This window comes from Thalassobellus sediminis (assembly GCF_044386045.1).
In the GTDB taxonomy this organism is placed as follows: Bacteria; Bacteroidota; Bacteroidia; order Flavobacteriales; family Flavobacteriaceae; genus Thalassobellus; species Thalassobellus sediminis.
The window spans coordinates 526,972-545,464 of the sequence record NZ_JBISCD010000040.1 but is presented as its reverse complement, the minus strand read 5'-3'; the positions used below and the strand labels follow the sequence as shown (position 1 = coordinate 545,464).

The following is an 18,493-nucleotide window of genomic DNA, read 5'->3' as shown; positions in this document are numbered from 1 at the left end:
GTATAAGATTAATTTACTCTTAAATAAAAATAAAAGCCACTCAATGAGTGGCTTTTATCTAAATAGGTTTTATCCAAAGTAAGTGTTTCCACCTTTCTTTTTCTTTTAAAACAAGTATTATATTTATTGTAAATAAAACACCTGTTTGTATAAGTTCTCCAATCTCATCAGGTTCTAAAAACAAGTGAAAAAGGAAAATGTGTAATGTAATAGGGAGCAAAAAAAGGGCGCCAATAAATCCTGAACCTTGAATAATTAAAAGTATTCCAAAGAGTAACTCACAAATTCCAAGTACTTGCCAAAAATACCCAGTTTGTTTAGATCCACTTATATATAATACTTTTTGAAGTGTTGATTCTTTTTCGGGTGATGAAAACTTATTAGCTGTTTCTAAAACTTCAATAGGACTCGGAATAGGTTTTTCAAATTTATGAATACCACCATAGACCATAAATCCACCAAGAATTATACGAACTACAATATAAAATACGCTGATTGATAATTTCATATGTTTAATTTTTATAAGGCAAATTTCAAAATTAAAAAGTATTTACACCTTCATTAGGTTGGTATACATATTTAAAAGTGTAGTAAGGCGTTGCATCTACAAAAGCATCAGGATTATCAGGAGCATTTTCATAATAACTCAAAATCTCTACTTTTGCATAAAGTCCGTTATTGGTTTTAAAAACAAGAATTTTTCCAGGAGTTGGACTAATTAAATGAGTAGGAGGGCCAGCATATGTATACCATCCGTTTCCGCTTCCTGTTGTAATGGCATATCCTGTATCCGAATCTTGTGTAAAAAGAGATGTATCTACTTCGTTAATTGAAGCTATGGTGCCATTAGCAATATACACAGCAGCATCTCCTGTTCTATCAGGTTCATCAGTTGTTTCTAAAGAAATGCCTCCGTTTACAATAATAGAAGTTCCTCTAAAGGCAATATCCCAATCGGTTTCACTTGTTGTTGTTTCGCCTGTTTCAAAATTAAACTTAGTAAATGCACCAGATACTGGTTGCCCTTGACCACCAGATTGAGGCGCATGCAAGTTTGAAATGGTTTTAGATTCTATGTCTAAAATAGTTGGAGTATCATCATCATTACAAGATGAAAAACCAATAAAAAGAGCGACTAATGTTAAAAATTTAAATGTGTTCATAGTGTTTATATATAATTATTAAAATTGAATGTGTAATTTTCCATAAATAATACGTCCTGAAATATTAGTGATATTTTGAGGGTCAGTAAACCCTAAAATATTATCAATACCAAAGCCTATTTTATGGTTTTTAAATAGTGTTTTATTTAGGGCAAAATCCCAAATGGTGTAGCCTTTTACAAAATCATCATAGCGGTCTAAATATGTATTTCCGTTGCTATCTATAATGCCATATTTACTTCGATAGGTTCCGCGAATGTTGGCATCTAAATTCCATTTTGTGAATTCGTAAAATACCTTAATGTTTCCCATATGGCGCGATCTATTAAATAAACCGAAATAGTCTTCTTTTTTAAGTTGAAAGGACGGTGAACTAGAAGATGATCTTGCGTAAACAGTACCATTTTTAAAAGCTGTTTCTGCTGTTTTATCTTTAGCAATAAGTAATTGATAGCCTCCAGAAATTTTTAAGTTATTATTGGGTTTCCAATTGGTATTAAATTCAATACCTTGAGTGTATACCGTATTTATATTGAAGTAACTAAATACATTTTGTCCATTCGTTTTGTTAGCAATAACACGAGTATCAATTAAATCGTTAATACTATTTCTAAAAATATTTAGATGTAATTTTAAGGAAGAAAAAGGTTGGTAATCTGCACCTAAATTCAAGCTTATAGAATTTTCAGAATTTAAATCGCTTTCAAATTCAGTAATAGGTATAATAAGGTTAGCAATTTGTCCTTCTGCTTGTAGTTCTGGAATTTTTGTGGCAACCGCATTATAACCTAAAACGGTGTATCCAACGGTGGCATTGGTGAAATCGAAATATAATTGTCTAAAATCGGGAGTCTTAAATCCGTAACCAACAGATGCTTTAATAGCTAATTCGCTATTAAATTCATATCTAATAGCCGCTTTGGGGCTGAACTGCGATTTGTATTTATTATGATTATCAAAACGAGCTCCTAGAATAATATTTATATTCTCATTTGGGTTTGTATCATATTGTAAGTAAGCATAAGGTGAATTAAATTCTGGATTGGTTGAAAAGTCAGTTCTCTTCAACGTTTCATGATTCCAACCTAAACCACCAATAAAAGCACTTTTTTTAGAAGGATTAAAAGTTGCTCTAATTTCTGGACGCATTAAAAATTGATTAAAATAACTATCACTAAACCTAGATTCATCAGGGTTATTTAAATATTCGTTGGCTTTATAACGCGTAGCATAAAATTCAAAATAACTATGCCATTTTTTATTGTAGGTATGACCTAGCTTTAAATGCGTGTTCCACTCGTTTATTTTGCTTTCTCCTTCTAAGGTAGCTGATGCCACATAATCTTGGTTTTGTGTGTAATATTTACCAGAAATTAAAAGATTGGTAGTCTTTGAAAAGTTATAAGTAACTTTTGTGTTTAAAGTATAATTGCTAAAAGGTTCTATAGTTTTTAAATCATCACTTTTATCTAAATCATAGCCATCACTACTATATCTATTTAAAAAAGTAGTTATTCCAAATTTCTGTTTTTTGTAATTAATGGAGCTACTTAAATCATAGGTGTTAAAGCTAGCATGCCTGTAATTTACATGACCATTTAACCCTTCTTTAGGAGTTTCGGTAATTATATTAATAACACCTCCAAGAGCCTCACTTCCGTATAAACAGGAAGAAGCGCCTTTAACTATTTCTATTTGTTTTGTGTTACCAACAGTAATTCTATTAAGGTCTAGCGTACCTGCCGAACGTCCCACAAGCGGTACACCATCAACAAGAATTAAGGTGTATTGCGCATCTAAACCTTGTAATTGAATACCATCGCCTCCACCAAAATCTGAAACGGTAATTAAACCTGTCTGTTCATTTAAAATATCATTTAGTCTAACCGAGTTAGAGCTTTCAATATCTTTTTTACTAATTATTTGAGCGGGTAGTGGTAAAGACGATAATTGCCTCGTTGTCCGTGTTGCTGTTATTATTATTTCATCTAAATCTTTAGTTTTTGTAGAATCTTTTGAGGCATTACTTTCTTGAGAAAAAGAATAGCTCACAAAAAAAAGTGAAAAATAAATACAGAAATATTTTTTATTTAGAATCATTCTTAATTAATTTGCTGCAAATATATAAGTTATTTTAATTCAGTCTAAATAAGAATAGATAAATTTTAAACTTTTTTTAATCATTAATATCAAAACATTAAAAATGAAACAATTAGCACTTTTACCATTATTATTTTTAGCATTTTCATTACAAGTGAATGCACAAACCAAAAAAGAAAAAGATCAAAATGCCATAAAGGATATGTGTGGTTGTTATGAAATTAAGTTTAAATATGCCGAAACTTTTTCTCCAGATATTGCTTATGAAAAAGCTTATGATTACAGAGCACACGCCTTAGAATGGGCAGAATTAGTAACCGATAAAGACAATAAAATTGCCATCCAACATTTACTAGTTGTTAATGATACTATGGTTATTAAGCATTGGCGACAAGATTGGGAATTTGAAAACAGAAGTTTATTTACATATAAAGCAAAAAACACTTGGGATGTAAAAAGTGTATCTGAAGATGAAGTAAAAGGACAGTGGTCTCAAAAAGTATATCAAGTAGATGATAGTCCGCGTTATTCCGGTTCAGCAACATGGGTTCATGTCGATGGAAAACGTTTTTGGGAAAACAAGACTGATGCACCACTTCCAAGACGTGAATACTCTAAAAGAGATGATTATAACATTTTAGTAAGAGGAAACCGAGTACAACTTACAGATTATGGTTGGTTACACGAACAGGATAATGATAAAGTTATAAGAACAAAAGAAGCTGAAGACGAATTATTGGTTCAAGAAAAGGGCTATAATATTTACAGAAAAGTAGCCGATGAAAAATGTCAGGTTGCCAAAGCATGGTGGAAGAAAAACAATAAGGTTTGGCTGAAAATTAGAAAAGAATGGGATACCGTTTTTACTGAAAATAACGAGGTAAAATTAAAAGAAAAAGTAGATGGTAAAAAGCTGTATGAGTACTTATTTGCTTTAGATAATACTGCGACAAGGAAAGACATAAGAAACATCATAAATAAGTTTTTAAACTAGTAAATAATTTTTTAACAGCACATTTTTTTTAGCTATGGATGATATAAACACAATTTATTATAATAATTTCGGAATCTCATTCCAATGGAAAAGATGTGCTGCTAAAGATTTTAAGAAGATTCAGTTAGTTTTTAGAAATACGGGCTTGTTTTTAACAGAAAACGAACTTTTTCAGTTCTCTAAAAATGTAGAAAAATCTATAAAAAAATCTTGTTATTGCGATGATTGTAAAAAGAATAATTATTACAAATCATTACTATTAGAAGCTCCAAATCCGCAAACAAGCTTTGCAATGAGTTATGCCGAATTAAAAGATATGCAAGATCTATTAAACGGAACCTTGTTTCAATTAGGCTTAGATAAAATGCTTAAAAATTTTACTATTAATAACAACTGATTTTAAGCATTATCCTCAGAAGTAGCATCCGTTTCTTTAGGTGCTAAAAGATTCGGGAAAATCATTGGAAATATTTCCTTTACAGGTTTGTAAAGTATGGTTTCCTCTATGTTTTCTTCATCAACAAACGTAATCGTGCTATTTAGTTTATCAAAAATATTTAGAACAATACTTAAAATAAGGGCGATTTTTAAAGCCCCAAAAACACCTCCAAGCAATTTGTTTAAAATACCAAGCGCAGCAAAATCAGCTAATTTAGTAAGCGCTTTTCCTGCTAAGGCTATGGCTAAAACAATAATAATAAATGTAACAGCAAAAGCAACAATATTTATGGTTTTTTCATCCCATTCGGTTTTAGTCAGTAAAAATTCAGCAGCAAAGTTGCTAAAATGTATAGCCCCATAAACACCTGCAACTAGAGCAATTAAAGAGGAAACTTCAACAAAAAGGCCTTTCATAAAACCTCTTATAAGTCCAAATAAAATTAAAGCTCCTAAAACAATATCAATAACACTCATAAGTATACAATTTAAGCAAATATAAAATAATAGTCACACTTATGTTTATTAACTTTGCCGCTTTAATTAGTGAAACTAATATTTTAAACTATAGTTGTTTATAAATTCTTTAGTTGAACTAATCTCGATTTAATATCGGGAACTCATCATAATTACAAAAAAACTTAATGGCAAGAGACGAACAATTAAAGGAACGCTGGGATTTGGTGGTAGAAAAACTGTCAAATCAATTTGCCGATGGAGACCCACTAGATCTTGATGCCATTATATACTTGATTGGAGTGCAAGAACTAGGGCAGCTAGATAGAGCCTTTAAAAAGGATCAAAAGTTAGATTTAATGCACATTGCCATTTGTAAAGTGCTAACGCCTTATGGGTATTACGAACTCGATTTTGTAGACGAAGAGGGTTGGCCGCATTACAAAACCTTAGAAGCTTTACCACATTTAAAAGCAGGTGAGCAAAGCGTTTTAATGAAAGAAGCCATTGTAAACTATTTTTTAGAAACCGAATTTATAGATTAGTTTTTGGGCGTTACTTTTTGAGAAAAACAAAAAGTCAGGCTTTCCGCTATATCTTTTTACAAAAAAGTAAAAAGGATGCCGCTACAATCCTTAACGCAAATCCCAATAAAATGATTAAATTTGCATTCATTTTTGAAATGACGTCATGATAGATAAGATAAAAGAACTTATAGCAGAAGCCGAAGCTTTTAAAGCACAATCAAAAGAAGAGGTTGAAACATTCCGAATAAAATATTTAGGTAAAAAAGGATTATTAAACGACTTTTTTGCCGAGTTTAAAAACGTAGCAAACGACCAAAAGAAAGAATTTGGTCAAACCATCAACAAGCTTAAAAAAACAGCTGAAGACAAGGTAAATGCTTTAAAGGAAGAACTAGAAAGCAACGAAGAAGTAAAAGGTGTTTACGGCGATTTATCTCGCCCAGGAGAACCGGTTCAAATAGGAGCACGTCACCCCATATCAATAGTTAAAAATCAAATTATAGATATATTTTCTCGTATTGGTTTTAACGTAAGTGAAGGTCCAGAAATAGAAGATGACTGGCACAACTTTACTGCTTTAAACTTACCAGAATATCATCCAGCACGTGATATGCAGGATACGTTTTTTATTCAAACAAATCCAGATATTTTATTGCGTACGCATACCAGTTCGGTACAAGTGCGTTATATGGAAAATAATAAACCGCCTATTCGTACTATTTCACCAGGACGTGTTTATAGAAACGAAGCTATATCGGCGCGTTCGCACTGTTTTTTCCATCAAGTAGAAGGTTTGTATATAGATAAGGATGTTAGTTTTGCCGATTTAAAACAAACGCTTCAACACTTTACTAAAGAAATGTTTGGGAAAAGTAAAATCCGTTTACGCCCATCATACTTTCCGTTTACAGAACCAAGTGCAGAAATAGATGTGTATTGGGGATTAGAAACCGAAACTGATTATAAAATAACCAAAGGCACAGGATGGTTAGAAATTGGTGGTTGCGGTATGGTAGATCCTAATGTTTTAGAAAACTGTAAAATAGATGCCAAAGAATATTCAGGATTCGCTTTTGGTGTAGGTGTAGATCGTATTGCCATGCTATTGCATCAAATAGGAGATATTCGTTTATTAAGTGAAAACGATGTTAGGTTTTTAGAGCAGTTTAAGAGTGCTTTGTAAATATGGATGCTTTTAAGCTATTTTTAGGATATTATGATTTAGTAGTCTTTTTTATCTTAATAATTTTAAATTGCTTTTTTTTGCAAAAACTCTCTGTTTTTAATAATTGTCTTTCAACATTTATTTTCTTTTTTTTATTTGGTTTTTTACTACCAATAATTTCAATTTTTATTGAAATACAATTAAATTCTAGCCCAGGTGATGATGCATTTAATCTATTATATACATATTTCAGGTTTCCTCTTTATTGGGGAATTGGTATAATTCAAATGATAGCTATTTATTTAAGACGTAATAAATCGTGATATGAAAAAAGACATCCAAATTCCAATAGTAGAAGGCGTTTACGTTGCGGTTGTAAATGAATATAACGACATTTATAAAACCCAAGATTGGAATGCATACATAATCAACGATAAAGACGTTGATTTAGATATGGTACTTATTGTAACCAGTGGCTACAACGAAGATAAAATTACATCTACTTTTAGAAAGAAATTAGATAAGCTTCCTAAAAAGAGTTATGCTAAAATAGAGTTGATGCAAGAAGGTTTATTTGCATTAAATAATACTTTTAAAGTTACTTTTTTTGAAGGTAATACCATGTTTGATAAAACATACTTGTTTAGAAAGAATACCATTAATTTAAAGGCTTTACAGCCTATTCCTTTAATGCCTGTTAGAGGTATTTTGGTAAAGTAACATATTTCTGCGCAGGCAGGAATCTCCAAATAAACAAGCGATATCCATGCTTTAAGCGATGACTCTAGCTGATAACTTGCGTTAGGGATTGAGCAATTGTTTGAGCTCCTCGCAGGGAGCGAGTAGTGAAAGCCCGACCTGTTCCTGAACTTAATTCAGGATAAAGGTAACGCCCAAATATCTGTTTTAGCATTAATGAGATTCTTATTTTAATCTAACTTATCAGTCAGTTTTTTAAATACTTTTTTAGGGTTTTTGTTTTCGTATAAAATCTCGTAAACAGCATTTATAATAGGTAATTGTGTTTTTTTAGTATTTTTCTGATTCAATAAAAAAGCACTTTTTGAGGCGTAGTAACCTTCGGCAACCATACTCATTTCCATTTGAGCCGATTTTACGGTGTAACCTTTACCAATCATGTTTCCAAACATACGATTTCGAGAAAACACAGAATAGCCAGTAACTAATAAATCGCCTAAATAAGCCGAGTTATTAATGTTACGTTTCATTTTATGCATCTTTTTTATAAAGCGTTTCATTTCTCTAATGGAGTTACTCATAAGCACACTCTGAAAATTATCGCCATAACCCAAACCATGAGCAATACCTGCTGCAATAGCGTATATGTTTTTAAGCATAACGGCATATTCTACACCTATAATATCGTCGCTAATTTTTGTTTTTATATAATCGCTAGATAAATTATTAGCTATGGCTTGTGCTTTATCTGTATCAGAACAAGAAATGGTTAGGTATGATAAACGCTCTAGAGCAACCTCTTCGGCATGACAAGGACCTGCAATAACAGCAATATTATCGTAAGGCACGTTGTAAATAGCGTGAAAATGCTCGCCAACTAAAAGCCCCGTTTCTGGCATAATACCTTTTACTGCCGATACTATTATTTTATTTGAAATATCGATATTTAATTTTTCTAATTCGCTATGAATAAAAGCAGAAGGGATTACAAAAATTAAAACATCGGCATAATTGGCAATTTCATTTATATCGTTGCTAATTTTTAGCTGTTCTAAATGAAATTCTACCGAGCTTAAGTAATTAGGGTTGTGTTGTTCTTTTAAAAGATGCTCTTTAGTATAAATACTACGCATATACCAACCAATTTCATCTAAGTTTTCAGAAAGCATTTTTACAATAGCTGTTGCCCAACTACCTGCTCCAAAAACCGCGTATTTTAAAGGTTTATTCATAAAATGATAAATCGTTAAGAGTTCAAAAATACATAAAATATTAATCATTGTTATAGCATCTAAATATTAAGAAATTCTTTTTTGGCACGCGTTTTGAAACTCCTATAAGTAGAAACCCTAAAATATTTGATTATGAAGACTATAAAATTACTTTCAAGCTTTGCTTTAATAGCAACACTTTTTACATCATGTTATACCGAAGTAAATAATATAGATGATGAACCAACAATATCAATAAATCAATTATTAGGAGCCTATGAATTATGGTATGTAGATATTAATGCTACTAAAGGTTATGGAGAAACACCATTTTTGCAAAAAGCATTTACTATTTCGTTTAAAAATGGTGTAGTGTATGCTAATAATAATATTGTAGGATTAGGAGCTAATGGTAATGGGTTTGGAATTGATGTAGGGGTGTATGATGCTTACGATATGATTTTAGATGTTAATCATGATCTTGATGGATTTGAAACTTTTGATATCTATCAAATAGATAATAATACTATTGAGCTTTATAACCCAAATAATGATACATCGTACTTTTTAGATGGTTACCAACGTAGTAATTTCGATTACGATTTTGTATTCTATGATAACATTCATTATTTCTTACAGGAGTATGAAGCTTGGGAAAAAACATATACTAGCGAAGTAGGTGCTATTAATGAATTTGATAACGAAACCTATTTACAATTTTTAGCAGGAGGCAACGACTCTGAATTTAGGAGTTCACAAGATGGTAATGGAATGCCAGCAAATAATTTAATATGGGATTATACAGGAGTTTATGGTGTTGGAGATGTTAGTGGTGATATGTACTTAAAAACTTTAACATTAGATTATGATTATTTTGACAATGAATATTTTGAATTGAGCGTTATAAATGACGGGAAGATAGAATTGTATCATCCAGCTTCTGAAACGGTTTATGAGTTTGAAGGAAGAGGATATATTCAGTATTTAAAAACAGCAAACACGAAAGGTAAAAAAGCTGTAACAAAAGAAGATAAGAAACGTAAGTTTAGAAAAGATAAAGTAGCAAACCCAAGAGAAAGTAAAAGGGTTTAAATAAATAATATAAAGTGAGATCCCGCTTTGTAGCGGGATTAGTTCAGCAAATTAATTTGACTATGTTTTTCAAACAATTCAAATTAAAGTTTTACTAAAATTTTGGTTGGTTAGTTAGTTTAGAAACCGCTTAAAGCATCATGCTTTAAACGGTTTCTTTTTAGTTTAAAAAATCTATATTTATAAGAATGCTTTTTATTTGTTTAACCAAAAAGTAACTTTAGCTATTAAAGCTCTATTTCTACTATTAAAATTGCTGTAAGGTTCGGTGTTGTAATTATCTGTATAAACAATAAAAAAATCTGATACTGGAGCAAACCTCCATTGTAATCTAGAATTAATATTAAGGTTGTTTAACCTATTGTTGTATTGTACATAGGTTGTCCAAAATAGTTTTTTAGAAAATGTAAAATCGATACGTGGTCCCACTAACCACAAATTTGCCTTTTTAAAATTATTACCAATATCAAGATGTGTATAATTAAAATCTAAAGATAAAGATCCATAGGGTTGATATCTATACGTTAATTGACCATTAAGACCATTTCTGTCTCCTCCATAATACTTTCCTATACTAGGTTCTAAACTATATGAAAAAGCCTTTCTCACATCAGATTCATAAGATAAACTTAACAGAGAATTATTATGTTGTGTGCCAGCCGCAAAAAAAATGTTGTTTTCTTGAATTCGTGTGGGGTCAAAATCTTTTAGTAGTGTAAAATCCTCTATGTCATAAGAAAGGTTTATTTTATGATTGTTTTGAAAACTAATTTCCCAATTTAATGCTAAACGGGTTTCTTCATGTCCAAAATTTTGAATAATTAGATTATCATCTTTTCCCAGTTTATAAAATATTCTTGCATCTGCACTAAAAGTCATTTGAGCGATTTTATCTGTTTTAGGGAAAAATCTAATATCAAATTCTGGACTCATCATTACAAAATCTCTTCTCGGTATAAATCCCATTTCGGCATCAAATCCGTCGCCAACTACCAAGGTTACCCATTCAAGTCTAAACCTTCTTTTATTGTATTCTAATTGTGTGAAAAGATTGTACTTCATCTCTTTATTATTTGGAGTAAAGGCTTTCATATATGAAGCTTTACCTGTCCAGAAATTATCTTTAGAATGAAGTCTATATTCTAAACCAGCTACTCTATCATAATTATCTACAGAGCCGCTAAATTTTTGACTATTAAAGGCTTGTTTGTTAATGAATATAACACCAATATTAGACCTGTCAAAGACCTTATGTTCTGCTGCCAAAACAGTGTAATTAAAACTAGGGAGATCATTAGGTTTTTGAGCAGCAGCCTGCATAGTAAGCATTCCAATTCTAACATTTTCATTGAGCTTTCCACTTAATCTTGCTCCTCCATATATGGTGTTTTGTATGTTGTTTTCAGTTAGTGTATCTATAGAAATTCCTATTCTTCTTGAAAAAAAGGGTCTGGCACTACCAGTACCGAAACCACTAAATAAATCGGCGTTCTCTAAAAAGAACTGTCTCTTTTCTGGTAATGAAATTTCAAACCTATCTAAATTATTTACTTGTTGGTCTACTTCAACTTGGGAAAAATCTGGGTTAACCGTTAAATCTAAATTTAAACTTGAAGAAACAGCTATTTTTGCATCACCTCCAATATTCAGTTTAGATTGATATCCGTTTTCTTCCAGGTTTTCAAAATCTCTTGTTGTTGCCGCTATCATGTATGGAATTAATGAAATATTCTGCCCTGGATCGGATAATGGTTTGTCCCAAACAATATCTGCCATATAATTGAGATTCATTAAGTTGTTTTCTCTCGGGATATTAATAAAACAACTTATTTCATTAGCTTGAGCATCACTTCTATAACTATTGAATCGCCATGTAGATGTACCTTCTTTGTATCTAATGGTGCTAAAGGGTATAGCTAATTCGCATATCCAGTAGCCATTGTACATTTTAGAATTTCCTGCCCATTTATTATCCCATGACGTATCTAAGTTTGAACCCGTTTTACCTCCACCAGATATTAGCCCCTCTTTTTGGACACCAATGGCATTCATACTAAATTGGTAAGCATTTGTGTTGTCGTTGTAGGTGTCAAAAATAAAGTTAATATTATCGTTTCTAGCAAAACTAAAATCTCGTTTTAAAGATTCTACTTTAAAATTATTTCCTGTAGAATAGCATTTAGCAGCAATATAAAAATGACTTTCATCATAACTCATATATATTTCAGTGTCTCCTATAGCAGGAATACTATCTGTAGGGAAGTATTGGCTAAATTGTGAATTTTTCTGTGCTTGCAGCCATGTCCTTTCGTTTAATACGCCATCAAGGATTATTTTGTCTGTTTTCTTTTGAATATAAATTTGTGGCGTATTAATGTTTTCAAAAATAGAATTAATTTTTTGTGCTGATACTTTACTGAAAACAAGAATAAATATTGTCAATATTAAAAACCTCATACTAAGACAAATTTAATATAAAGTACTGTTCTTCAAAAGGATTAGAAATAAAATAAGAAAATTTTAACTTAATTATAAGTTGTTCTAAATACAAACTATTTATAAAAATTCATCTCATCTAAATACTCCCAAACATATTCTGGAAGCATAGGTTTTACGTTTTTACCAGCTTTAATAGCATTACGTATAAAGGTTGAAGAGAGTTGCATAATTGGCGCATCAACAGAATGTATTTTTTTATGCCCGTTAAATTGTGTGTCTACTTTATTTTCAGAAATTCTAGGGTAAACATAAATATGATGATTTTCAAGAATAAGCTCGTAGTTTTTCCATTTATGGAAACCTTTTAAATTGTCCTCGCCCATAATTAAAGCAAACTCGTAATCGGGGTGTTTTTCTTTCAGATAAGTAAGCGTGTTAATAGTATAACTAGGTTGCGGTAGGTTAAACTCTATATCGCTAGGTTTTAGTTTCGGGTACTCTTTAGTAGCGCGATATACCATTTCTAGACGCTGATAGTTATCTAGTAAGCTGCTTTTCTTCTTAAAGGGATTGTGTGGCGTAACAACAAACCAAACTTGATCTAAGTCGCTATATTCTGCAATATGGTTTGCAATAACCAAATGCCCAATATGAATGGGATTAAAAGAGCCAAAATACAATCCAATTTTCATCTGCTTATTTTTGTTTTATTAATTAGGTCAGATGTAACATTCATTTAATTTTGATTATGAATGTTTCATTAAAAACTATTTAAGATTTTAAAAAATTACTGACTAAACTTTCAGCTTCAGTTAAAGCATTTTCTAAATTATCATTAACCACAATAACATCAAATAAAGGCGCGGTAGCAAGTTCTGCCGAAGCTTTAGAAACACGCATGTTTATTTTGTCTTCACTTTCAGTTTTGCGTTTTTTTAATCTAATTTTAAGTTCGTCAATACTAGGTGGTTTTACAAAAATAGCTAAGGTTTCTTCAGGGAATTTTCGTTTTATACGCAAGCCACCAGATACATCAATGTCAAAAATAACATGTTTACCCATAGCCCAAATGCGCTCTACTTCGGTTTTTAAAGTACCGTAAAAATTATCGCGATATACTTCTTCCCATTCTAAAAATTCATCATTTTTTATTTTGTTTTTAAACTCTTTTAACGATAAGAAATAGTAATCTTTTGCATGAACTTCTGTACCGCGTTTTTCTCGCGATGTTGCCGATATCGAGAATTCTAAATTTAAATCTTCAATACCTAATAAGTGTCTTACTATAGTTGTTTTTCCAGAGCCAGATGGTGCCGAAAACACGATGAGTTTACCTTGTTTATTTGTTTCTTTGTTTACCACGAATACACGAATATTTTGTGTTTACTAATACTGCCAACTGCTACTGAGTAATGCAGACTTTTTAAAGGACATTCAATAATTGTTCCTTAATTTTTTCTAGTTCATCTTTCATCTGCACGACTAATTGTTGCATAGGTGCATAATTACTTTTAGAACCAATGGTGTTAATTTCTCGTCCCATTTCTTGGCTTATAAAACCTAGCTTTTTTCCGTTAGATTCAGCAGAATTTATAGTTTCTAAAAAATAATTAAGGTGATTTTTTAATCGTACTTTTTCTTCAGTAATATCAAATTTTTCAATGTAATAAACCAATTCTTGCTCAAAACGATTTTCATCATGCTTCTCTTTTAAATCGGCAACGCCTTTAAGTAAACGCTCACGTACACCTTCAACACGTTCCGGATCCATGGCAATAACTTGGTCTAGTATATTACTTATTTCAGTAACCCGATTATTAAAATCTTGTTCAAGAACCTTTCCTTCGTTTAGTCTATGGTTATTTAAATCGACTATGGCAGTGTTAATTTCTTTTTCAATGGTTTTCCATTCGTTTTCATCAATTTCTTCACGAACCGTATTTAACGCATCAGGAAAACGAACCGCCATTTTAAGTAGTTCTATATCGTTACCATCTACTACATTTTTTAACTGTTGGATATATTGCTTAACAACAGGCGTGTTTATTTGTGTCGATGTATCTTCGGCAGTTGTTTCAACATAAATTGAAAAATCTATTTTACCACGTACTAATTTACTAGCAATAAGCTTTCTAATAGCAAGTTCTTTTTCTCTATAAATAGAAGGCATTCTTGCATTTAAATCGAGACTTTTACTATTAAGAGATTTTAACTCTATAGTTATTTTTTTTGAAGGTAATTGCAATACAGATTTTCCGTAACCTGTCATTGAATATATCATAAATTGGAGTATTAAGTTGTGCAAAGATAATTAAAAGCTAAACGATAGAAAATTAATTGTAGATAAGCCTAAATATTTGGGCGTTACCACAAGGGTCGGGCTTTATTCATGCTTTTGCTATTTTTAAATTAATGAACTCATGAATATAAATATTTCGGCAGTCGCTTTTTTGTGTTGCATAGGTACAACAACACAAAGAGAGCTTCTACAATGCCTTAAATGAATATTCACGATTTCCTATTTAGTAAAAATAGAATTAATGAGTAATCCCTAACGCAAAAAAGAAGGTTTCAATTATGTTTAGAACTAATTATCGATATTTTTGTAATAGATTAACCTTTATAAAACGCTTATGAATACTAAAATAGTTTTGTTTCTTATCAGTTTTGTTTCAGTAATAATAAGTTGTAAAAACGATATTAAAACGCCGCCAGAAGGCATGGTATGGATACCCGGAGGCACTTTTCAACAAGGAGCTGTTTCACAAGATAAAATGGCGATGAAGCATGAAAAACCACAACACACCGTAACTGTAGATGGCTTTTTTATGGATATTACAGAAGTAACCAATGCTCAGTTTTCAAAATTTGTAAAGCAAACAGGCTATATAACGATTGCAGAACGTTATGTTGATTGGGATGTTATGAAAAAACAACTTCCTGAAGGAACGCCTAAACCACATGATTCTATTTTACAGCCAGGTTCCTTATTATTTAAAAAAACAAAATCTACAGTTCCTAATTTATATGATTTTTCACAGTGGTGGAGCTGGTCTATAGGTGTAAACTGGAAGCATCCAAACGGAGCAGATAGTAGTTTAGAAGGAAAAGAAAACCACCCAGTTGTGCATATAAGTTATGAAGATGCCGAAGCGTATTGCAAATGGGCTGGTAGACGTTTACCAACAGAAGCCGAATGGGAATACGCTGCTCGTGGAAACAATAACAACACTACCTTTTTTTGGGGAGATGATAGGTCTATCTTATCTAAAATGGCAAATAGTTGGGAAGGCGAATTTCCTGTAAATAATACCTTAGAAGATGGTTTTGAAAGAACAGCACCTGTAAAATCGTATCCGCCAAATGGTTTCGGACTTTACGATATGGCTGGTAATGTTTGGGAATTTACATCAGATTGGTATAATGTGAATTATTATAATGACTTAGCTAATTTTAAATCTCTAATTGAAAACCCAAAAGGTGCCGATAAAGCATATAACCCGAACAATCCCTATCTTCAAGAAAAGGTGATTAAAGGTGGTTCTTTTTTATGTAGCGATTCTTATTGCGCTAGCTATAGAGTGTCTTCTCGAATGGGTACAAGTACCGATTCTTCAGCAGAACATATTGGTTTTAGAACGGTTTTATCCTCAGATTAATTCTCATTTAATAGTGCATCTGCTGCTAGAATAAGAAACATATAATCTGTAGTGCCACCACCTAAAACGTATTCAGTTTGCTGCCATAAAAATGGCCATTCTAAAAGCTCAGGGAAATCAGGACGTATTAATGCTGTTCCAGAACCAATTCCTCCTGGAATGAATGAATGCTCGCCTCTATTAACTCCATAAGCTTGTGTTAATGACCTTGAACCAACACCTGATGCAAACGAAGAGGTATTAACGCCTGGGTGAACACCTAGAATAAAATTCATGGCATTTAGCATATATGTTTTAGGAAATATATCAGGATAACTGGAGTGTAAAAAGTACTGTTGCACACCAAAATTTTGAATACCCCATCCGGCTCCCCAAATATTAGGCTTGTAAGGAACGCCATAGGGAGTTTCTTTTCCTTGTTCTTGGATATTATTATAATAGTCTTTCACTTTATCTTTAATGGCATTGATGAATTTTTTATCATTAATTAATGGTAATGCAGAGCCTATAATCCAACCCGTTCTATTAATATTATCTGTAATGGCTTTTTGATGAGCCGTTAAAAACTTGGCATATTTTTGATCTTTAGTCGTTTTTAATAACTCTACTGCAAGACCAAATTTCAGCATGTCATTTTTAGATTGATTTTGATTCCAGACAGTTTCGGCAATTAAAAGACATTCATTAGCTAAAGATGTATTGTGGGCTTTTAAAGCACGTGCTGTAGTAGCTAAAGCTGCGGCCGTATTTAGTGTTCTTCTTGGGTTTTCTTCAGTAAACACCCATCTGTCGTCTGGTGCACCTATTAATCCCATAGCAATGGAGTTATCTTCTTTTTTATTAGAAAAAATTAAGTTGTTGCTATGGTTTACAGGGTCGCCAAGTAATACATATTGTCTTTTGGTAGGTACAATAATGCCTCTATAAAATCGATTCATTGATTTATAACCACCAATAATTGATAGCGCACCATGTTCTATTTGTTGTAAAATATCTGCTTTTCCATCGGGTTTATGTATTTCTACAATTCTAGTATTTTGGTCTATGCTGGTATTGTCATAATTTACATTGAATAATTCATAGATATAAGATAGACCTTGAATTGTAGAGGCTTGAGATTCTACTCTTAAATCATAATCTCCTGCATCATGCCAGCCTCCAATATTAATTCCCGGAACATGCTCGCCAGATTTATAAGATGTAAGTGTTGAAGCACCTTGTAGGTAGCCATCAAAATGGTTTGTGTTTACGGGAGCCATTCTTGCATCATCCATATGGCATAACCCGTGCCAAACCTTATAGCGATCGTTTACACGCATGTGACACATTTGTACAGGGAGGAAATACTCTAATGTAGGTTGCCAAATATTTCTTTTAAAAACCTGGTTGTTAATTTGAAATGGATTAGATGTAAATGTTTTATATTTAATAATATACATCCCTGGTTTTTGAACTTTAGAAAAGTTAAAATGATAGTATTTATATCTTAAAAAATCACCCCAATTTTCAGGTTTTTCATTTAACACATTTCTTAAATCTCCATTAGGTTCTACTTTTAAAAGTTGAATATTTTCAACATCTAAATCGTTTTTATCGGTTTCAATAACGGCTATCTTTTCTTGTGTTGTATGGTATCCAACCTGCGAAACTTGCACTACAGGATCATAAATAAAATTATCTTTAACATGCGGTGTTATTAACCATTCAATGGCATTTTTTGTAGCACCTTCAGTAATTAACGATCTTACAATAAACCATCCGTTATTATGTTTTGCTCTACCATCTATAAGTTTTAGGGTGTTGTTTTGAAGGTTTTTAATGATTAAAGTTTGTTCTTTATTTTCAGGAATTATTGCTAATTCTTTTCCTTCAGCCATTGGTTTTATTTGATACTCGTTTGAGTTATCATAAAAACCGGGTCCATTGGCTTGCCTATTAAAAATTCCAAATTGATTATCTAAATAATACGATTTTCCAAAAAGCTCGCCTGGAAACAATTCTATATTCATACCTACTTTTCCAATCCATTCTTTTGGTAGTGGTTTATCTAAATCAACAACAATTTTAAAAGAAGCTCCTTGGGCAATAATTTTAAGCGTATATGAAAATTCTAAATCAGGATAAACAATAGGATTAAAACCTGTTTTTTTACCATCGTCTGGATATGACATTTTCACACTAATGGTTTGATTTTCTACATCAACAATTCGTGTTCCAACTTTAGGTACTGGTTGCCATTGTCCTGGGGTAGGTTCTAAACGTAAATCGCCGTTGGTAGCTATTCTAATACCATTTTGAATAATTCCCACACCTCCTTGGTGACTTTCTGGGTAAAAATCGTGAGCTAACATAACATTAGCGCCTCTACGTTCAAGATATTCTTGACTATTTATTGAAAAGTCATTCGAGTTATTAGTTGTATTTTGTGCATTAAAATGGAAAATGCTAAATAGAAAAATTAGGGTGTACAATGATTTCATACTAATGTTGTTTTAGTAAAAATTAACAAAAATATTTTAAGATTTATTCTATTTATTAATTGAAATAGAA

17 protein-coding genes are annotated in these 18,493 nt (G+C 31.7%); 7 read left to right on the top strand and 10 right to left on the bottom strand.

The window, feature by feature from the left end:
* Nucleotides 1-58: 58 nt before the first annotated feature.
* The 3 genes from ACH5TW_RS09030 to ACH5TW_RS09020 are packed head-to-tail and all read right to left on the bottom strand — an operon-like array spanning nucleotide 59 to nucleotide 3,215.
* Nucleotides 59-508: a DoxX family membrane protein gene (locus ACH5TW_RS09030; protein WP_439336178.1), complete on the bottom strand. Its 450-nt coding sequence runs from the start codon at nucleotides 506-508 to the stop codon at nucleotides 59-61.
* A 31-nt stretch (nucleotides 509-539) separates the two neighbouring features.
* Nucleotides 540-1,163 (bottom strand): HmuY family protein, encoded by a 624-nt coding sequence (locus tag ACH5TW_RS09025; RefSeq protein ID WP_439336177.1) that lies wholly within the window; start codon nucleotides 1,161-1,163, stop codon nucleotides 540-542.
* Nucleotides 1,164-1,181: 18 nt separating this feature from the next.
* Nucleotides 1,182-3,215 carry a TonB-dependent receptor plug domain-containing protein gene (locus ACH5TW_RS09020; protein WP_439336176.1) on the bottom strand — a complete coding sequence of 678 codons (2,034 nt, stop codon included), beginning with the start codon at nucleotides 3,213-3,215 and terminating at the stop codon, nucleotides 1,182-1,184.
* A gap of 151 nt (nucleotides 3,216-3,366) precedes the next feature.
* Between ACH5TW_RS09020 and ACH5TW_RS09015 the strand changes: the two genes are divergently transcribed.
* Both ACH5TW_RS09015 and ACH5TW_RS09010 read left to right on the top strand, forming a co-directional pair.
* The gene (locus ACH5TW_RS09015) at nucleotides 3,367-4,257 is read left to right on the top strand and encodes a DUF6607 family protein (protein WP_439336175.1); all 891 of its coding nucleotides are present in this window, start codon (nucleotides 3,367-3,369) and stop codon (nucleotides 4,255-4,257) included.
* A 34-nt stretch (nucleotides 4,258-4,291) separates the two neighbouring features.
* Complete coding sequence (locus tag ACH5TW_RS09010; protein WP_439336174.1) at nucleotides 4,292-4,654, top strand: hypothetical protein; 363 nt, start codon at nucleotides 4,292-4,294, stop codon at nucleotides 4,652-4,654.
* A 2-nt stretch (nucleotides 4,655-4,656) separates the two neighbouring features.
* Here the strand turns inward: ACH5TW_RS09010 and ACH5TW_RS09005 are convergent, their stop codons facing one another.
* Nucleotides 4,657-5,172 carry a CvpA family protein gene (locus tag ACH5TW_RS09005; RefSeq protein WP_439336173.1) on the bottom strand — a complete coding sequence of 172 codons (516 nt, stop codon included), beginning with the start codon at nucleotides 5,170-5,172 and terminating at the stop codon, nucleotides 4,657-4,659.
* Nucleotides 5,173-5,339: 167 nt separating this feature from the next.
* Here ACH5TW_RS09005 and ACH5TW_RS09000 point away from each other — a divergent pair, with 167 nt between their 5' ends.
* The 3 genes from ACH5TW_RS09000 (at nucleotide 5,340) to ACH5TW_RS08990 (ending at nucleotide 7,563) form a co-directional block, all read left to right on the top strand.
* The gene (locus ACH5TW_RS09000; protein ID WP_439336172.1) at nucleotides 5,340-5,696 is read left to right on the top strand and encodes a hypothetical protein; all 357 of its coding nucleotides are present in this window, start codon (nucleotides 5,340-5,342) and stop codon (nucleotides 5,694-5,696) included.
* Nucleotides 5,697-5,841: 145 nt separating this feature from the next.
* On the top strand, nucleotides 5,842-6,861 hold the full coding sequence (gene pheS, locus ACH5TW_RS08995; protein WP_439336171.1) for a phenylalanine--tRNA ligase subunit alpha: 1,020 nt from the start codon (nucleotides 5,842-5,844) through the stop codon (nucleotides 6,859-6,861).
* A gap of 306 nt (nucleotides 6,862-7,167) precedes the next feature.
* Nucleotides 7,168-7,563: a hypothetical protein gene (locus tag ACH5TW_RS08990; RefSeq protein WP_439336170.1), complete on the top strand. Its 396-nt coding sequence runs from the start codon at nucleotides 7,168-7,170 to the stop codon at nucleotides 7,561-7,563.
* A 209-nt stretch (nucleotides 7,564-7,772) separates the two neighbouring features.
* On the opposite strand, the gene ACH5TW_RS08985 is transcribed toward ACH5TW_RS08990, so the two are convergent.
* Nucleotides 7,773-8,774: an NAD(P)H-dependent glycerol-3-phosphate dehydrogenase gene (locus ACH5TW_RS08985; protein ID WP_439336169.1), complete on the bottom strand. Its 1,002-nt coding sequence runs from the start codon at nucleotides 8,772-8,774 to the stop codon at nucleotides 7,773-7,775.
* A gap of 132 nt (nucleotides 8,775-8,906) precedes the next feature.
* Here ACH5TW_RS08985 and ACH5TW_RS08980 point away from each other — a divergent pair, with 132 nt between their 5' ends.
* The gene (locus ACH5TW_RS08980) at nucleotides 8,907-9,845 is read left to right on the top strand and encodes a nicotinic acid mononucleotide adenyltransferase (RefSeq protein ID WP_439336168.1); all 939 of its coding nucleotides are present in this window, start codon (nucleotides 8,907-8,909) and stop codon (nucleotides 9,843-9,845) included.
* A gap of 195 nt (nucleotides 9,846-10,040) precedes the next feature.
* On the opposite strand, the gene ACH5TW_RS08975 is transcribed toward ACH5TW_RS08980, so the two are convergent.
* The 4 genes from ACH5TW_RS08975 to ACH5TW_RS08960 form a co-directional block, all read right to left on the bottom strand.
* Nucleotides 10,041-12,302, bottom strand: a complete 2,262-nt coding sequence (locus tag ACH5TW_RS08975; RefSeq protein ID WP_439336167.1) for a DUF5916 domain-containing protein — start codon at nucleotides 12,300-12,302, stop codon at nucleotides 10,041-10,043.
* A 95-nt stretch (nucleotides 12,303-12,397) separates the two neighbouring features.
* The gene (gene nadD, locus ACH5TW_RS08970) at nucleotides 12,398-12,976 is read right to left on the bottom strand and encodes a nicotinate (nicotinamide) nucleotide adenylyltransferase (protein ID WP_439336166.1); all 579 of its coding nucleotides are present in this window, start codon (nucleotides 12,974-12,976) and stop codon (nucleotides 12,398-12,400) included.
* Between the two features lie 79 nt (nucleotides 12,977-13,055).
* Entirely contained in the window at nucleotides 13,056-13,646 is a 591-nt protein-coding gene (gmk, locus tag ACH5TW_RS08965) for a guanylate kinase (RefSeq protein ID WP_439336165.1), read from the bottom strand.
* A 61-nt stretch (nucleotides 13,647-13,707) separates the two neighbouring features.
* The gene (locus tag ACH5TW_RS08960) at nucleotides 13,708-14,565 is read right to left on the bottom strand and encodes a YicC/YloC family endoribonuclease (protein ID WP_439336164.1); all 858 of its coding nucleotides are present in this window, start codon (nucleotides 14,563-14,565) and stop codon (nucleotides 13,708-13,710) included.
* A 352-nt stretch (nucleotides 14,566-14,917) separates the two neighbouring features.
* On the opposite strand from ACH5TW_RS08960, the gene ACH5TW_RS08955 reads away from it, so the two are divergent.
* Nucleotides 14,918-15,943 carry a formylglycine-generating enzyme family protein gene (locus ACH5TW_RS08955; protein ID WP_439336163.1) on the top strand — a complete coding sequence of 342 codons (1,026 nt, stop codon included), beginning with the start codon at nucleotides 14,918-14,920 and terminating at the stop codon, nucleotides 15,941-15,943.
* On the opposite strand, the gene ACH5TW_RS08950 is transcribed toward ACH5TW_RS08955, so the two are convergent.
* On the bottom strand, nucleotides 15,940-18,423 hold the full coding sequence (locus ACH5TW_RS08950) for a glycoside hydrolase family 9 protein (protein WP_439336162.1): 2,484 nt from the start codon (nucleotides 18,421-18,423) through the stop codon (nucleotides 15,940-15,942). The two genes, ACH5TW_RS08955 and ACH5TW_RS08950, sit on opposite strands and share 4 nt — an antisense overlap.
* Between the last annotated feature and the right edge of the window lie 70 nt (nucleotides 18,424-18,493).

Bases quoted from the DNA above. Each gene is read 5' to 3' on its own strand.
- ACH5TW_RS09030 (WP_439336178.1), bottom strand. From the start codon at position 508: ATGAAATTATCAATCAGCGTATTTTATATTGTAGTTCGTATAATTCTT.
- ACH5TW_RS09025 (WP_439336177.1), bottom strand. From the start codon at position 1,163: ATGAACACATTTAAATTTTTAACATTAGTCGCTCTTTTTATTGGTTTT.
- ACH5TW_RS09015 (WP_439336175.1), top strand. From the start codon at position 3,367: ATGAAACAATTAGCACTTTTACCATTATTATTTTTAGCATTTTCATTA.
- ACH5TW_RS09010 (WP_439336174.1), top strand. From the start codon at position 4,292: ATGGATGATATAAACACAATTTATTATAATAATTTCGGAATCTCATTC.
- ACH5TW_RS09005 (WP_439336173.1), bottom strand. From the start codon at position 5,172: ATGAGTGTTATTGATATTGTTTTAGGAGCTTTAATTTTATTTGGACTT.
- ACH5TW_RS09000 (WP_439336172.1), top strand. From the start codon at position 5,340: ATGGCAAGAGACGAACAATTAAAGGAACGCTGGGATTTGGTGGTAGAA.
- pheS (WP_439336171.1), top strand. From the start codon at position 5,842: ATGATAGATAAGATAAAAGAACTTATAGCAGAAGCCGAAGCTTTTAAA.
- ACH5TW_RS08990 (WP_439336170.1), top strand. From the start codon at position 7,168: ATGAAAAAAGACATCCAAATTCCAATAGTAGAAGGCGTTTACGTTGCG.
- ACH5TW_RS08985 (WP_439336169.1), bottom strand. From the start codon at position 8,774: ATGAATAAACCTTTAAAATACGCGGTTTTTGGAGCAGGTAGTTGGGCA.
- ACH5TW_RS08980 (WP_439336168.1), top strand. From the start codon at position 8,907: ATGAAGACTATAAAATTACTTTCAAGCTTTGCTTTAATAGCAACACTT.
- ACH5TW_RS08975 (WP_439336167.1), bottom strand. From the start codon at position 12,302: ATGAGGTTTTTAATATTGACAATATTTATTCTTGTTTTCAGTAAAGTA.
- nadD (WP_439336166.1), bottom strand. From the start codon at position 12,976: ATGAAAATTGGATTGTATTTTGGCTCTTTTAATCCCATTCATATTGGG.
- ACH5TW_RS08960 (WP_439336164.1), bottom strand. From the start codon at position 14,565: ATGATATATTCAATGACAGGTTACGGAAAATCTGTATTGCAATTACCT.
- ACH5TW_RS08955 (WP_439336163.1), top strand. From the start codon at position 14,918: ATGAATACTAAAATAGTTTTGTTTCTTATCAGTTTTGTTTCAGTAATA.
- ACH5TW_RS08950 (WP_439336162.1), bottom strand. From the start codon at position 18,423: ATGAAATCATTGTACACCCTAATTTTTCTATTTAGCATTTTCCATTTT.